The organism is Cellulomonas sp. HZM, from assembly GCF_000708885.1.
GTDB lineage: Bacteria > Actinomycetota > Actinomycetes > Actinomycetales > Cellulomonadaceae > Cellulomonas.
Window position 1 is genome coordinate 24,043 of the sequence record NZ_JEOE01000004.1, and the last position, 13,582, is coordinate 37,624.

Annotated in this window: 20 protein-coding genes and 2 riboswitches; of the genes, 14 read left to right on the forward strand and 6 right to left on the reverse strand. The window is 73.1% G+C overall.

Annotation, left to right across the window (positions count from 1 at the left end; genetic code table 11):
- The first annotated feature begins 71 nt into the window (after window positions 1–71).
- A complete protein-coding gene (locus AW16_RS0103680) occupies window positions 72–563 on the forward strand; it encodes an ATP-binding protein (RefSeq protein WP_231495942.1) in 492 nt (163 codons plus the stop codon).
- On the opposite strand, the gene AW16_RS0103685 is transcribed toward AW16_RS0103680, so the two are convergent.
- Together AW16_RS0103685 and AW16_RS0103690 are read right to left on the reverse strand one after the other, a co-directional pair.
- Complete coding sequence (locus AW16_RS0103685; RefSeq protein WP_029288312.1) at window positions 553–945, reverse strand: type II toxin-antitoxin system VapC family toxin; 393 nt, start codon at window positions 943–945, stop codon at window positions 553–555. The genes AW16_RS0103680 and AW16_RS0103685 overlap by 11 nt on opposite strands.
- Window positions 942–1,196: a hypothetical protein gene (locus tag AW16_RS0103690; RefSeq protein ID WP_029288314.1), complete on the reverse strand. Its 255-nt coding sequence runs from the start codon at window positions 1,194–1,196 to the stop codon at window positions 942–944. The genes AW16_RS0103685 and AW16_RS0103690 overlap by 4 nt, the downstream gene beginning before the upstream one ends.
- Before the next feature lie 85 nt (window positions 1,197–1,281).
- Here AW16_RS0103690 and AW16_RS18870 point away from each other — a divergent pair, with 85 nt between their 5' ends.
- The 8 genes from AW16_RS18870 (at window position 1,282) to AW16_RS0103730 (ending at window position 7,142) form a co-directional block, all read left to right on the forward strand.
- The gene (locus AW16_RS18870) at window positions 1,282–1,416 is read left to right on the forward strand and encodes a hypothetical protein (protein WP_255347047.1); all 135 of its coding nucleotides are present in this window, start codon (window positions 1,282–1,284) and stop codon (window positions 1,414–1,416) included.
- A 334-nt stretch (window positions 1,417–1,750) separates the two neighbouring features.
- Complete coding sequence (locus tag AW16_RS0103700; protein WP_029288315.1) at window positions 1,751–2,407, forward strand: SPFH domain-containing protein; 657 nt, start codon at window positions 1,751–1,753, stop codon at window positions 2,405–2,407.
- Window positions 2,408–2,516: 109 nt separating this feature from the next.
- Complete coding sequence (locus tag AW16_RS0103705; RefSeq protein WP_029288317.1) at window positions 2,517–3,395, forward strand: SDR family oxidoreductase; 879 nt, start codon at window positions 2,517–2,519, stop codon at window positions 3,393–3,395.
- 98 nt (window positions 3,396–3,493) lie between these two features.
- Window positions 3,494–4,636 (forward strand): glutathione-independent formaldehyde dehydrogenase, encoded by a 1,143-nt coding sequence (locus AW16_RS0103710; RefSeq protein ID WP_029288319.1) that lies wholly within the window; start codon window positions 3,494–3,496, stop codon window positions 4,634–4,636.
- 71 nt (window positions 4,637–4,707) lie between these two features.
- Entirely contained in the window at window positions 4,708–5,181 is a 474-nt protein-coding gene (locus AW16_RS0103715) for a hypothetical protein (protein ID WP_029288320.1), read from the forward strand.
- Window positions 5,178–6,407: an Nramp family divalent metal transporter gene (locus AW16_RS0103720; RefSeq protein ID WP_029288322.1), complete on the forward strand. Its 1,230-nt coding sequence runs from the start codon at window positions 5,178–5,180 to the stop codon at window positions 6,405–6,407. Before AW16_RS0103715 ends, AW16_RS0103720 begins: the two co-directional genes overlap by 4 nt.
- A complete protein-coding gene (locus AW16_RS0103725; protein ID WP_051681656.1) occupies window positions 6,404–6,823 on the forward strand; it encodes a hypothetical protein in 420 nt (139 codons plus the stop codon). The genes AW16_RS0103720 and AW16_RS0103725 overlap by 4 nt, the downstream gene beginning before the upstream one ends.
- A complete protein-coding gene (locus tag AW16_RS0103730) occupies window positions 6,810–7,142 on the forward strand; it encodes a PRC-barrel domain-containing protein (protein WP_029288324.1) in 333 nt (110 codons plus the stop codon). Before AW16_RS0103725 ends, AW16_RS0103730 begins: the two co-directional genes overlap by 14 nt.
- 16 nt (window positions 7,143–7,158) lie before the next feature.
- On the opposite strand, the gene AW16_RS0103735 is transcribed toward AW16_RS0103730, so the two are convergent.
- Window positions 7,159–7,428 (reverse strand): Rho termination factor N-terminal domain-containing protein, encoded by a 270-nt coding sequence (locus AW16_RS0103735; RefSeq protein ID WP_029288326.1) that lies wholly within the window; start codon window positions 7,426–7,428, stop codon window positions 7,159–7,161.
- Between the two features lie 115 nt (window positions 7,429–7,543).
- On the opposite strand from AW16_RS0103735, the gene AW16_RS0103740 reads away from it, so the two are divergent.
- The 4 genes from AW16_RS0103740 (at window position 7,544) to AW16_RS0103755 (ending at window position 9,242) form a co-directional block, all read left to right on the forward strand.
- Complete coding sequence (locus AW16_RS0103740) at window positions 7,544–7,804, forward strand: GlsB/YeaQ/YmgE family stress response membrane protein (protein ID WP_029288327.1); 261 nt, start codon at window positions 7,544–7,546, stop codon at window positions 7,802–7,804.
- A gap of 78 nt (window positions 7,805–7,882) precedes the next feature.
- A complete protein-coding gene (locus AW16_RS18875) occupies window positions 7,883–8,008 on the forward strand; it encodes a hypothetical protein (RefSeq protein ID WP_255347048.1) in 126 nt (41 codons plus the stop codon).
- Window positions 8,009–8,168: 160 nt separating this feature from the next.
- Window positions 8,169–8,549 carry a nitroreductase/quinone reductase family protein gene (locus AW16_RS0103750; RefSeq protein ID WP_029288329.1) on the forward strand — a complete coding sequence of 127 codons (381 nt, stop codon included), beginning with the start codon at window positions 8,169–8,171 and terminating at the stop codon, window positions 8,547–8,549.
- A gap of 36 nt (window positions 8,550–8,585) precedes the next feature.
- Window positions 8,586–9,242 (forward strand): NADPH-dependent F420 reductase, encoded by a 657-nt coding sequence (locus AW16_RS0103755; RefSeq protein ID WP_255347049.1) that lies wholly within the window; start codon window positions 8,586–8,588, stop codon window positions 9,240–9,242.
- 54 nt (window positions 9,243–9,296) lie between these two features.
- Here AW16_RS0103755 and AW16_RS0103760 read toward each other — a convergent pair whose 3' ends face one another.
- From AW16_RS0103760 to AW16_RS16810, 3 genes are read right to left on the reverse strand one after another with little or no spacing between them, the layout of a single operon-like run.
- Entirely contained in the window at window positions 9,297–9,773 is a 477-nt protein-coding gene (locus tag AW16_RS0103760; protein ID WP_029288333.1) for a PPOX class F420-dependent oxidoreductase, read from the reverse strand.
- Window positions 9,774–9,782: 9 nt separating this feature from the next.
- Complete coding sequence (locus AW16_RS0103765; RefSeq protein ID WP_029288335.1) at window positions 9,783–11,300, reverse strand: hypothetical protein; 1,518 nt, start codon at window positions 11,298–11,300, stop codon at window positions 9,783–9,785.
- Window positions 11,297–12,907, reverse strand: a complete 1,611-nt coding sequence (locus AW16_RS16810) for a hypothetical protein (RefSeq protein WP_156044042.1) — start codon at window positions 12,905–12,907, stop codon at window positions 11,297–11,299. Before AW16_RS16810 ends, AW16_RS0103765 begins: the two co-directional genes overlap by 4 nt.
- Before the next feature lie 13 nt (window positions 12,908–12,920).
- Window positions 12,921–12,994: riboswitch (Fluoride riboswitch) on the reverse strand.
- Between the two features lie 102 nt (window positions 12,995–13,096).
- A riboswitch (Fluoride riboswitch) is annotated at window positions 13,097–13,173 on the forward strand.
- A 155-nt stretch (window positions 13,174–13,328) separates the two neighbouring features.
- Between AW16_RS16810 and AW16_RS0103775 the strand changes: the two genes are divergently transcribed.
- A complete protein-coding gene (locus tag AW16_RS0103775; protein ID WP_197021551.1) occupies window positions 13,329–13,577 on the forward strand; it encodes a hypothetical protein in 249 nt (82 codons plus the stop codon).
- The last annotated feature ends 5 nt before the right edge of the window (window positions 13,578–13,582 follow it).

The window sequence follows — 13,582 nt, forward strand, 5'->3', positions numbered from 1 at the left end:
GTCCGATCGTTCGCCGAAGTCAAGACCTGGGACGCCCGCGGACCTAGGCTCGGCCCGACGAGAGGGGCGACGTGACGGTCGTGCTGATGTGTGGACCCGCCGGCGCGGGCAAGTCCACCGCGGCGGCGCGCCTCGAGCGCGACGGCTACGTCCGGCTCGCGTTCGACGAGCGGGCGTGGGAGCTCGGGCATCGCGACCACCCGCTCCCGGCGACGGTCGCCGCCGCGGTCCACGCCGACCTGCACGCGACCCTCCTCGCCCTCGTCGCGGAGGGTCGGGACGTCGTCGTCGACTCGTCGTTCTGGTCCCGCGCCTCGCGCGACGCCTACCGCGAGCTCCTCGCGCCGGCGGGCATCGTGCCGGTCGTGCACGTCCTCGACACCCCGCGCGAGGTCGTCCTGGCGCGGCTCGCCCGACGGACCGGGGAAGGGCCGCACGACGTCCCGGTCCGACCCGACCGCGCGCTCGCCTACCTCGACGGCTTCGAGCGCCCGACGCCCGACGAGGGCCCGCTCGTCGTCGTCGACGGGACGCTCAGAGCGAGCGGCGACGTCAGCGGATGACCAGGACTGATACCCCGACGCCGACGGCTGACGCGAGACGAAGGTCGGCCGTGAGCAGCGGTGCATCGGTCGCGCGAGCCACGGCCACGTAGAAGGCGTCCGCGACCCTGAGCCTGCCGCGCTCCGCCCAGACGTGACGGAGCAGGTCGACGTGATGCACGCGGTCGCACGGGAACGTGGACCACGCGTCGACCGCGTCCGAAGCCTCCGCGCTGGTCAGGGCTCCGGATCGCTCGAGTCGCGCGACGGCAGACAGGACCTCCGTGTCGATCAGTGCAGGAGCGAGGGGTTCAGACCCGGCCAGGCGTGCGCGCGCGATCCTCTGGAGCGGGCCAGGGATGAGCGCGTGGACGGCCACGCTCGCGTCGAGGACGACCCTCACGCCGGCGAAGAGATGGGTGCGTCAGGCGCGTACTCCACGCGTACGTCGTCGAGGGCCGCGGCGACATCGATCGTTCGGCGGACTGCTGCAGGCGGGTGAGCCGCCAACCACTCATCCATCGACGGACGACCGAGATCGCGGCGCAGCAACTGGGTCACGTACTCCGTCATCGTGACTCCTTGCCTGCGGGCACGTGCGGACAGCTGTGTGTGCAGCTCGTCGGGGAGATTCTTCACCTGCAGGGTGGCCATGGGCATGACCGTAGCATGCTCGAAGCATGCCCGCGCTGATGAGACAGTCCTTGCACGACGCCGGGCGCGTGGTGGATCCGCGACGATGTACGACGAGATCGCGGATGCGCTCGTCCGTGCGGGTGCTCGGCACGTGGAGCTCGACGGTGCCGGGCACCGGGTCCAGGACCACGCCGAGGCGACCGGCTTGATCCGCGAGGTCGTCGGCGCGCAGGGCTGACGCCGCGGACATTAATGCGATGACGCGCCCGACGGCCTCGTCGTACGGTCGTCCACGCTCGGGCCGAGCAGCCGGACGGTGTGACCGTCGCGGGTCCTGCGTCGAAGCCCATCGAGCAACTGCCTCTGGAGCAGCGCCTGTACAGCGCTCGGGTTCGATTCCCGATCTCTGCCGGCCGGCGTGCGGCCACCACGGCGGTCGCGGTCTGCGACGTCCCGCACGACGGGGTGTCCCCCGCGGTCGTCGGGCTGCGCGCCGGTCGGTGCGCGCGCTCGCGACGGAGGTGGACCCGGCCGAAGGGCGGTCGGGGACGGACGACGGGAGGAGGAGAGCGATGCGCATCGTCGTGCAGGAGTGGGAGAAGGTCCTGGTGTACAAGGACGGCCGGTTCGAGGTCGAGCTCGCCCCCGGCAGGTTCCGGCTGGCGCGTCGGCGTCGTCGGTTCGTGCACGTCGTCGTCCGGCCGCGCGTGCTGACCGTGCCGGTGCAGGAGGTGCTGACCGCCGACGGGCTGTCGGTCAAGGTCAGCCTCACGGGCGTGCTGCGTGTCGCGGACGCGCGGGCGTGGACCGAGGCCGTGCAGACCCCGGACGCGTTCGTGTACGCGGAGCTGCAGGTCGCGCTGCGTGACGAGGTCGCCGCGCGCACGCTCGAGGAGCTGCTCGCGCAGCGCGTGCAGGTGGCCGACGCGCTGCTCGCAGCGACGGCGCAGTTCGTCGCGAGCGTGGGTGCGGTGCTCGAGCGGCTCGCGGTGCGCGACGTCGTCGTGCCGGCCGAGCTGCGCCGAGCCGCGGCCGACGCCGCCACCGCGCGGCTCGAGGGTCTCGTGGCGCTCGAGCGTGCACGCACCGAGGTGGCGGCGACGCGTGCGCTGGCCAACGCGGCGCGGCTCGTCGGGACCACGCCGGGCCTCCTCGAGCTGCGGACGCTCCAGGCCGTCGAGGCCGGTGGCGCGACCGTCGTCCTGAAGCAGGGCGTCGCGAGCGCGTGACCTGGACCGGTGGCGACCCCGCGGGGTCGCCACCGGGCTCCGAGATGCCGGTGCGGCGAAGCGTGCCTAGCGTGGCCGGACTCGTCGCACGAGCCGAGGGGAGCCGACGATGCCCGACCAGCAGCCCGACCAGACCACACCCGACCGCCCCGCCCAGCAGCAGGAGCCGCCCGGCCTGACCGCCCCGATGCGGCCGCAGCCCGACCACGGCGAGGAGTCCTACGCCGGGCACGGGCTCCTCGACGGCCGCAAGGCGTTCATCACCGGGGGCGACTCCGGGATCGGCCGCGCGGTCGCGATCGCGTTCGCGCGGGAGGGGGCCGACGTCGCGATCGGCTACCTGGAGCAGGAGCAGGAGGACGCCGACGAGACGGCGCGCTGGGTGCGCGCCGCGGGCCGCACGTGCGTGCTGGTCCCGGCGGACCTGCGCGACGAGGACCAGGCGCGCGGTTCGGTGCGCACGGCCGTCGCCGAGCTCGGGGGCCTGGACGTGCTCGTGAACAACGCGGGCTTCCAGATGGCTCGCCGGGACTCGTTCGCGGACGTCACGACAGACGACCTCGACCGCGTGATGAAGACCAACCTGTACGCCCTCGTGTGGGTCACGCAGGAGGCTCTCGAGCACCTGGGCGAGGGGTCGGCGATCGTCAACTGCTCGTCGATCCAGGCGTACCAGCCGTCCGAGTCGCTCGTCGACTACGCGTCGACGAAGGCCGCGATCAACAACATCACCGTCAACCTCGCGTCCGAGCTGGGGGAGCGCGGCATCCGCGTCAACGCGGTGGCACCCGGACCGATCTGGACCCCGCTGCAGCCCGCCACCCAGCCCGCCGAGAAGCTCGAGACGTTCGGCCAGGACACGCCGCTCGGCCGCGCCGGCGAGCCTGCGGAGGTCGCGCACGCGTTCGTGTTCCTCGCGTCGCAGGTCACGGGCTCGTACGTGTCCGCGACCGTGCTGGGCGTCACCGGGGGCAAGCCGGTGTTCTGACGCGAGCGGTCGCCGATCCCGGCGTCCGGGGTGAGAGTGAGACGACGGGCGCGGGCCCCACGAGGGCCCCGCCGAGTCCCCCGGGCAAGGAGCAGAACATGCGTGCCGTCGTCTACGAAGGCCCCCGCGAGATCGTCGTCAAGGACGTGCCCGATGCGCGCGTCGAGCACCCCACCGATGCCGTCATCCGGCTCACGACCACCAACATCTGCGGCTCCGACCTGCACATGTACGAGGGCAGGACGGACGTCGAGGAGGGGACCGTCCTCGGTCACGAGAACATGGGTGTCGTCGAGGACGTCGGTCCCGGTGTCACGCGGATCAAGGTCGGCGACCGAGTCAGCGTGCCGTTCAACGTCGCATGCGGGACGTGCCGCAGCTGCACGAGCGGCTGGACGTCGTTCTGCCTGCGCACCAACCCGATCGAGGGCATGGTGGGTGCCGCCTACGGGTACGCGAACATGGGTCCGTACCCCGGAGGCCAGGCCGAGTACCTGCGGGTCCCGTTCGCCGACGCCAACCTGCTCGAGCTGCCGCAGGGCACCGAGCACGAGGACGACTTCACGATGCTGTCGGACATCTTCCCGACCGGCTGGCACGGCACGGTGCTCGCGGGCGTCAGCCCGGGCGACGACGTCGCGGTGTTCGGCGCCGGCCCTGTGGGGCTCATGGCCGCGCACTCGGCCCTGATCCAGGGGGCGGCGCGCGTCTTCGTCGTCGACCAGCAGGCCGACCGGCTCGCGCTCGCCGACAAGATCGGTGCGCAGGCCGTCGACTTCTCGGCGGGCGACCCGGTCGAGCAGATCATGGACGCGACGCAGGGCCGCGGCACGGACTGCGGCGTCGAGGCGGTCGGCTACCAGGCGCACGACCCCGCGGGCGACGAGCACCCCGAGCTGGTGCTCGACAACCTCGTGCAGGTGGTGCGCGCGACGGGTGGCATCGGCGTCGTCGGCGTGTACGTGCCGCAGGACCCGGGTGCGGCCGAGGAGGGCGCGAAAGAGGGCCGCGTCGGCTTCGACTACGGCACGTTCTTCACCAAGGGCCAGCACATGGGCACGGGCCAGGCGCCCGTCGCCCGCTACAACCGGCAGCTGCGGGACCTGATCGTCGCGGGCCGCGCGACGCCGTCGTTCATCGTGTCGCACCACCTGGGCCTCGACGACGCCCCCGACGCGTACGCGAGGTTCGACGCACGGGAGGACGGCTGGACCAAGGTGCTGCTGCGTCCGCACGGCTGACGCTCACCGCCCAACGCTCGCCGCTCATCGCTCGCCGCGCGCAGCGGGCGGGCACGCGTCAGGATGCTCGCGTGCCGGTGACGACGAAGAGCCGAGCCGCCGCGGCAGCGTGCGCGGTGGCGCTGTGCGCGGGCTGCGTCGGCCCGGCCGGCGCGGACCGGCACTCCGACGAGGTGCTCGGCACGGCCCTCGACGGCGCCGCGTCGGCCCTCGCGATCGGGACCCTCACGGTCGACCTCCTGGCGGACGGACGCACGTTCCGGACGGTCGCGGACACGACCCTGCAGGACGCGATCGAGGACGCGAGCAGCGCGCAGGGCACGCTCGCGCGGGACCAGCCCGCGACGCCGCAGATGTCGAAGGCCCGGGCCGCGGGAGTCGAGGCCGTGGCCTCGGCCGTCACGGCGCTCGCGGACGCCCGGGAGTGGGTGAACGGCGTCGACGGCACCGACGTGGCCGACGTCCGGTCGGCGCTGGGGGTGGCGACGCAGCGGGTCGATGACGCGTCCGACGCGGTGGATGCCGCCGCGGGGAGCGGCTCGTGAAGAAGCTCCTCGGCGTCGCGCTCGGCATCCTCACCGCGATCGGCGGCTTCGTCGACATCGGTGACCTGGTCACGAACGCGGTCGTCGGGGCACGCTTCGGGCTCTCGCTCGTGTGGGTGGTGCTCGTCGGGATCGTCGGCATCTGCGTGTTCGCGCAGATGTCGGGCCGGGTGGCTGCCGTGAGCGGGCGCGCGACCTTCGAGATCATCCGCGAGCGCCTCGGCCCGCGCGTCGGCGGCATGAACCTCGTCGCGTCGTTCGTCGTCACGATGCTCACGCTCACGGCCGAGGTGGGCGGCATCGCGCTCGCGCTCGAGCTGGCGAGCAGCGTCGAGGAACGGCTGTGGATCCCGTTCGCGGGCCTCGCGGTGTGGCTCGTGCTCTGGCGGGTCAAGTTCTCCGTGCTCGAGAACGTCACCGGCCTGCTCGGCATGTCGCTCGTCGTGTTCGCGGTCGCGCTGTTCCTGCTGGGGCCCGACTGGGGCGAGCTGCTCGACCAGGCGGTCCGGCCGACGATCCCGCAGACCGAGGCCGCGCCGACGTACTGGTACTACGCCGTCGCGCTGTTCGGAGCCGCGATGACGCCGTACGAGGTCTTCTTCTTCTCGTCCGGCGCGCGTGAGGAGAAGTGGACGGTCAAGGACCTGAACATGTCCCGGGCCAACGTGCTCATCGGCTTCCCGCTCGGCGGGCTGCTGTCGATCTCGATCGCCGCGTGCGCCGCCGTGGTGCTGATGCCACGGCACGTCGACGTGACGTCCTTGTCGCAGATCACGCTGCCGGTCGCGCTGGCCGGCGGCAAGCTCGCGCTCGCGGTGGTGATCCTCGGCATCGTCGCCGCGACGTTCGGAGCGGCCCTCGAGACCGCGCTGTCCACCGGGTACACGCTCGCGCAGTTCTTCGGGTGGTCGTGGGGCAAGCACCACCGGCCCGCCGAGGCGGCGCGGTTCCACACCGCGATGCTCGTCGCGGTGCTCGTCGGGACGCTGGTGCTGCTGACCGAGGTCGACCCCATCGCAGTCACCGAGTACTCGGTGGTGTTCTCCGCGGTCGCGCTGCCGCTGACGTACCTGCCGATCCTCGTCGTCGCGAACGACCGCGAGTACATGGGCGAGCACGTCAACGGCCGCGCCACCAACGCCGTGGGGCTGGTCTACCTCGGCATCATCGTCGTCGCGTCGCTCGCGGCGATCCCCCTGATGATCGCGACGGGAGCGGGTGCATGAGCCCACGCGTGCGGCGCGACGAGCGCCCCTTCGACCCCGACGAGGAGCTGCCCGAGCCCCCGCGGCCGGCCGGGCGCGTGCTCGACGCGCGCCTGCACCTGCTGGACCGGCAGGTGGTCGATGTCGACGACGTGCCGGTCATGACCCTCGACGACCTCGAGCTCACCGAGCCCGTCGTCGGCACCGACGTCACGGTCCAGGGCCTGCTGAGCGGACCGGTGCTCGCGACGCGCATCTTCGGTGGCCGCCCGCCGCGCAGCAGGCTGCACCGCACCCCGTGGCGGCTCGTCGCCGAGGTGGGGACGACGGTCCGGCTCGGGGTGCGCGGCGAAGGGCTCGATGTGCTGTGGGTCGAGCGCTGGTTGCGCGACCGGGTGATCGGCAGGATCCCCGGAGGTCGTCATGCTCCTGAGTGACCTGCTCGACGTGCCCGTGCACGATGCGGACGGCGTCCGGCTCGGCTTCGTCGTCGACGTGCGGCTGGTGCTCGACGGCCCGCTCGACGGGTCGCTGGCCCGGCCTCGCCTGCACGGCGTTCTGGTCAGCCCGCGCACAGGGACGTCGTTCCTCGGCTACGAGCGCAACGACGAGCGCTCGCCCGCCCTCGTGGCCCGCTGGCTGCGCCGGCGGCACCGCGGCACGTTCCTGCTGCTGTGGCAGGACGTCGCGGCGGCCGACGACACCGCGGTGGTGACCGTCGAGGGCTACCGCCGCTGGTCGCCGCGCCTAGGCTGACGGTCGGGTAAGCCCGTCAGTGGTTGCGCAGTGCCTTCACGAGCTCCGCCTTCTTCATCGACGAGCGCCCCTCGATGCCGATCTCGGCCGCTCGCTTGCGAAGGTCGGCGACGGACCAGTCGTCGTACGAGCCCGACTCGCCGCCCTTCTTGCCGACCGCGGACCGGCCGCGCGCGGCGGCGGCGTTGGCGATGCGCGCCGACTTCTCCTTGCTGTTCCCCTCGTCGCGCAGGTCCTCGTAGAGCTTCTTGTCCTTGACGCTGGGGCCGGGGTCTCGTCCGGGCATCGCACACCTCCGTCGTCGGTGGTCTCCTGCCCATCGTGCGCGGAGGCCGACGGCTCCGCACCCGCTGCACACGTGCTTGGGCTCGCCCGAGCCTCGGATGCCCTAATCTCTGGCCATGCTCATCATCGGTCTCATCCTGTTCGGCATGCTGGTCGGCGCCGCGGCCCAGCTGGTGCTCGGCCGCGAGAACAAGCAGATCGACTGGACGATGGCGATCGTCGCCGGTCTCGTCGGCTCGTTCGTCGGCGGTCTGCTCGCGAGTCTGATCGCGGGCGACGGCCTCGCCTTCCGCCCCAGCGGGATCATCGGCTCGATCGTCGGCGCGATCATCGTGACCGCACTCTGGCGGTGGCTGAGGTCGCGCCGCTCGGCGTGAGCCGGCGTCGCAGCTGATGCGTCGTCGGGATGCCGGCCGCGCCCCTCGGACGGACGATGGGTGTGGAAGGGAGACGACATGTCGACGACGAACGAGGACGACCGCCAGCACGCCGACGAGCCCGCCGAGGGAGCGGTGACCCCGGAGGCCACCCGGACCGCGCGCGAGCACTCCGAGGACCCTGCCGAAGGCCCCGAGGAGTGACGCCCGACGGTACGTGAAGCGTTACGTGGCTCTGAGCGAAGTAACGCTTCACGCAGCCGTCGCCGCGTCGAGGCGTGGCCCCGTCCGTCGCGGGGTCCGCGATGCGAGAGGATCGCCCGCGCGGGGTACCGCCAGCGGCTGCCGGGGCGATCATGCCCCCATGGACGACTCCACAGCGCAGGCTCTTGGCACCGACAGGGTCATCGACATCACGACGGTCGGCAGGCGCTCGGGTGAGCCGCGCCGCATCGAGATCTGGTTCCACCGGGTCGACGGGCGCTTCTACATCACCGGCACGCCGGGTCGGCCGCGGGCGTGGTACGCCAACCTCGTGGACGAGCCCGCGTTCACGTTCCACCTCAAGGAGTCCGCGACCGCGGACCTCGCAGCGCACGCGCGCCCGGTGACCGACCCGGCCGAGCGGCGCGCGGTGCTCACGGGGATCCTCGCGGGCATCCCCGAGCTGGCGCACGGCGACGGTCGCACGTCGGAGGACTGGTTCGCGGACAGCCCGCTCGTCGAGGTCACGTTCGACGCGTGAGACGCCCGGGCGGGCCGGAATGGATCGCCGGACCGGATGATTGAGCACCGCATGACCACCTACGGAATCATCGGCGCGGGCCACATCGGCAGCCAGGTCGCACGTGCAGTCATCTCGCTCGGCGACGACGTCGTCATCGCCAACTCGCGGGACCCGCAGACGCTCGCGGACCTCGTCGCGGAGCTCGGCCCCCGCGCCCGGGCCGCCACCGCACACGAGGCGGCGCAGGCTGCCGACGTCGCCGTCGTCACCGTCCCGTTCAAGGCGATCGGCGACATCCCCGTCGAGCCGCTCGCGGGCAAGATCGTCCTCGACACGAACAACTACTACTTCGAGCGCGACGGGCACGACGAGCGGCTCGACCGCGGCGAGGCGACCGTGTCCGGCCTCCTCCAAGAGCACCTGCCCACGTCGAAGGTCGTCAAGGCGTTCAACCACATCGCGGCGCCGCAGATCACCACGGACGGCACGCCCGCGGGCACGCCGGACCGGCGAGCGCTCGCGACGTCGAGCGACCACCCGGAGGCGGTCGAGCACGTCACGCGCCTGTACGACGCGCTGGGCTTCGACGCCGTCGACGTCTCGCCGCTGAGCGAGTCGTGGCGCGTCGAGCGCGACCGGCCCGCGTACGTGGTCCGGCAGAACCGCGAGGAGCTGGTCGAGAACCTCGCGAAGGCGCCGCGGACGATCTGACCTGCGAGGTCAGGACGCGGCGCCGACGACGGCCGACGACGTCGCTCCTCCCGCTCAGCCGCCCAGGCGTGCCGCGACGTCCGCCGGGAAGCCGCCCGTCGCGACCGGACCCCAGCGTGTCGGCGTCACGCGGATCAGGGACTTGCCCTGCACGCGCATCGCCGCGCGGTACTCGTCCCAGTCAGGGTGCTCGCCCGCGATGCACCGGTAGTAGTCGACGAGCGCGTCCTCAGCCTCGGGCATGTGCAGGACCTCGGCGTCGCCGTCCACCTGCACCCACGGGCCGTCCCACTCGTCGGAGAGCACGACGACCGAGACGCGCGGGTCGCGCTCGGCGTTGATCGTCTTGGCGCGGCCCGGGTACGTGGACACGACGATGCGGCCGTCGTCGTCGACGCCGCCGCTCACGGGGGAGACCTGCGGGCGGCCGTCGCGGCGCGTCGTCGCGAGCAGCAGCCGGTGGCGCGGGCGGACGAAGTCGAGGAGCTCGGTCAGGTCGACGGTGCGGGTCGTCGCGATGGTGCGGGCCATCCGTCGAGGCTAGCCCGCGCTGCCGGGCGGCGCGGCCGTCGCGAAGACCTCGTCGTACAGGTCGCGGCCGAAGCTGGTCCGCAGCGGCTCACCGGGCTCGAGCCGGTACCGCGAGGTCGACGAGAGGCGTGGCGCGCGCAGGCAGACCGCGGGCCGCGTCGCGTCGTCGTGCAGCGGGCGCGACAGGTCGTACAGGTGCGTCACGAGGTACACGACGACGCCGCAGTCGACGAGCGCGCGTACGACCTCGAGCGCGATCGCAGCCCCCTCGTCCTCCGTGGTGGACGACAGCGACTCGTTGCTGACGACGATCGACCCGGGCCGCACGCGGTCGACGATGTCGGACAGCCGGGTCAGCTCCTCGTCGAGCTTCCCGCTGCGCAGGTCCGCGTCCTCCTCGCGCGCCCAGTGCGTGTGGACGTCGCGCACCAGCGCGACCGTGCACTGCTCCGCGGCGACCGGCATCCCCGCCTGGGCCATGAGGTGCGCGACGCCGAGCGCCCGCAGGAGCGTCGACTTGCCGCCGTGGTTCGCACCACTGACGACGAGCAGGCGCCGGCCTCGGAGGTCGACGTCGTTCACGACCGCCGCGGTGCCCGTGCGCAGCACGAGGCAGGGGTCGTAGACCCCGGCGCATCGCAGCTCGTGCTCACCGGCGGCGGGCGTGGTCGTCGTCGGGAGGCACCACCGTGCGCCCGCTGCCTCGAGCGCGGCCGTCAGTGTGAGGCAGCCGCGGTAGAACGCGAGCTCGGTGCGGAGCGCCTCGAAGAAGCCGACGACGTGCTCGGCGGCGTGCAACGCGGTCGTCGCGACGTCGAGGATCGCGCGGTCGCGGAGCTCGCCGAACGCGCGGGCACCGCCCTCGTCACGCTCGGGCACCGTCCACGAGTGCGTCGGCCGGAGCAGCGGGTTGCGCTGCAGGACGTGGTGGTTCTCGGGCCGCGGGCGGCGCAGGACGAGGCCCAAGGCGAGCCCCGTCGGGGACAGGTGCGCGCTGAGCACGACCCCGTCCTCGAGGCGCAGGTGGCGCACCTCGGCACGCAGCACCTCGAGGTAGTCGTCGTCGATCTCGGCGCGGACGGTCGCGAGCAGCGCGGTCCACCCCGGTGACGTCACGTCGTCGGCGTACCGGTCGGCGACCGCCCGCAGCGCCCGCAGGTCCTCCAGCAGCAGGTCGAGCACCGTCACCGCGTGACCGAGGCTCATGGAGGCGGACCTGTCGAAGACCCACGACGAGGCACGCCGTTCCGCTGTCACGGCCCGCTCTGCGACCTCCTCGAGCTCGTCGAGGAGCCCCGGCACCCGCCGGCACTCCGCGAGGACCGCGTGCCGGTGCTCGACGACGGCGACGTCCTGGACGGGCCGCAGGGTCGTCGCGCGGACCACCCCGCGCACGAACGCGTCGCCGCGCGCCATCGCGTCCCACAGCGTGTCGAGCTCGAGGTCCGCGGCCGTGGCGTCGGCACCGGCCATCTCGGGCGTCGCGCCGTCGACGTCGTGGTCGGGGAACATGAGCCGGACCTTCACGACCGGTCCTCCAGCCTGCTCCGGACGAGCTCGGCGGTCAGCCCGTGCCTGCGTGCGAGCGCTCGCGCGTACGCGAGGCCGTCGGGCGGGCGGCGTGTCACGTGGAACGTGCGCACCGCGGCGTCGTCGGGATCGACCTCGGCGACCATGGAGACCGTCGAGCCGTCGGGTCCTGCGACGTCGTCGACGAACGTGACGCACACGACGAGGGCGCCGGTCGCCCGTGCCCGCGCCAGGATCTCGCGCGTGAGGAAGCGCGCGTCGTCCAGCCCCGTGGAGCTGAACGGCTCGTTGAGGACGACGACCGAGCCGGCGGTCGCGCGTCCCAGCAGGTCCTTCATGCGGTGCAGTCCCTCGCCGAGTCGGCCCGCCAGGTTCCCGAGCCGCTCGGGCCGTTCGAAGTGCGTCAGGACCTGGTCGGCGAGGCCGAGCGCGACGCGGCGCCCCGGCACGGGCAGCCCGACGGCGGCGAGGTGGTGCAGCTGGCCGACCGCGCGGGCGAACGTCGTCTTGCCGCCCTGGTTCGGCCCGGAGAGCAGGAGCAGGCGCTCGGTCGTCGCGAGGGTCAGGTCGTTCGTCACGACGTCCTCGTGGCGGTCCACGAGGCGGGTCGCGAGGACGACGTCGTACACCTCGCGCGCGTCGGTGTGCACGTGCCCGGCACGGACCCGCGGCAGGCACACCGGCAGCCCGGCGGCCCGCAGCGGTGCGATCACGTCGAGCCACGCGAGGTAGAGCCGCACGTCGTGCACGAACCGGGCGGCGAACCCGTCGACGACGTCGCCGACGGCGGCGAACGCGTGCACCTCGTCGAACACCTCCGGGTGCAGCCGCGCGGCCATGCCCAGGACGTGCGCCTGCACCTCGTCCATCCGGCGTCCGCTCGTACGTGGAGGTGCGGCAGCGACCCGACGCTTCGCGCGGCCGTGGTCCGCGAACCGTGCGAACACCTCGCGCACGGTGGCGACGTCGTCGGGCTCGTCGTCGAACCGCCCCACGGTCACGGTGTCGCCGTGCAGCCACAGGGCGACCGTCACGTCGTGGACCGCGGCGGCGAGTGCCGTCGCGCGCGCGTACAGCTCGCGGAAGGAGGGCTCGTCGACGCGCTCGGCGCATGCGCGGGCGACCTCGTCGAGCGCCGCGCTCCGACTGCCCGCGCCGGCCAGCTCGCGCGGCAGGTCCGACGCGAGGGCGACGAGGGCGTCGAGGTACGTCGTCGCCGCGTGCAGCCGCCACAGGTCGGCCTCCACGGGGTACGCCTTGCGCGCCTCCGCGTGCTGCCCGACGCTGCGCGTGACGGCGTCGACGAACGTCTCGACGACCGCGCGCACCGCGGGCACGTCGAGCGCGCGGGCGACGTCCTGCCGGCGACGGACGGCGTCGACCGTCGCGAGCGGCACGGTCAGCACCGCGGCGAGGTCGTCCCCGACCTGCGTCGCAAGCCGCGTGACCAGCTGGTCGATCGCGAGGTCGTGCAGCGCGTCCTCGCCCAGCGGGGGGCGTGTGGCGGTCGTGTCGAGCAGGCTGCCGGACGGCACTGCGTCGGAACGCACTGCGTCGGACGGAACTGCGTCGGTCTCGGGCTCCGCGCGGGCAGGAACGGGCATGGCGACGGCCTCTCCTCCAGCAGGTGCCATCAGCCGTCGCGGCGGTTCGGAGACCTTCTCCCGGCGAGCCCCATCGCCACCGCCAGGGTGGCACCGTCGCGCCCGATGCTCAACCCGAGCCACCTCGCGCAGGCCTCGCCACGGCCTCGCCACGGATGGGGTCGCGGTCCGCCGGGTCGTGTCGTACTGTCGCGACCAGGCGATGGATCCCGCCGAGACCCACGAGGGTCTGAACCGCCACCCAGGCTGATGGTTCCTGTCCAGGACGGACAGGAGCGCGCCCATGAGCGGCCTGCGGATGGCACACGAGCGCGGACCTCCGCGCGGTCGGAGCCCATGTCCCGCCCACCCGGCGGCCGACGGGGCGACTCGTGGTCCCCCGTACCCGACCCATCGCGCTCGTGCCCGGAAAGAAGATCCCATGAACTGCTTCGACTGCCTCACCTCCCTGCAGACCGAGTCCCCCGCCTCCGCGGTGTGCTCGTCGTGCGGTGCCGCGCTCTGCGTCGTGCACGCGCTCGTCGGCGTCCCGCGCCAGGAGGTCCACTCCGTCGGCTCGCCCTCCGCGACGGTCCTGCCTGGCCGCCGCGTCTGGTGCAGCGCGTGCGCGCCGTCGGGCGCCGCCCCGCTCGCCGTCCGCACCCGCAGCCACAAGGTCGCAACCGCGTGAACCGT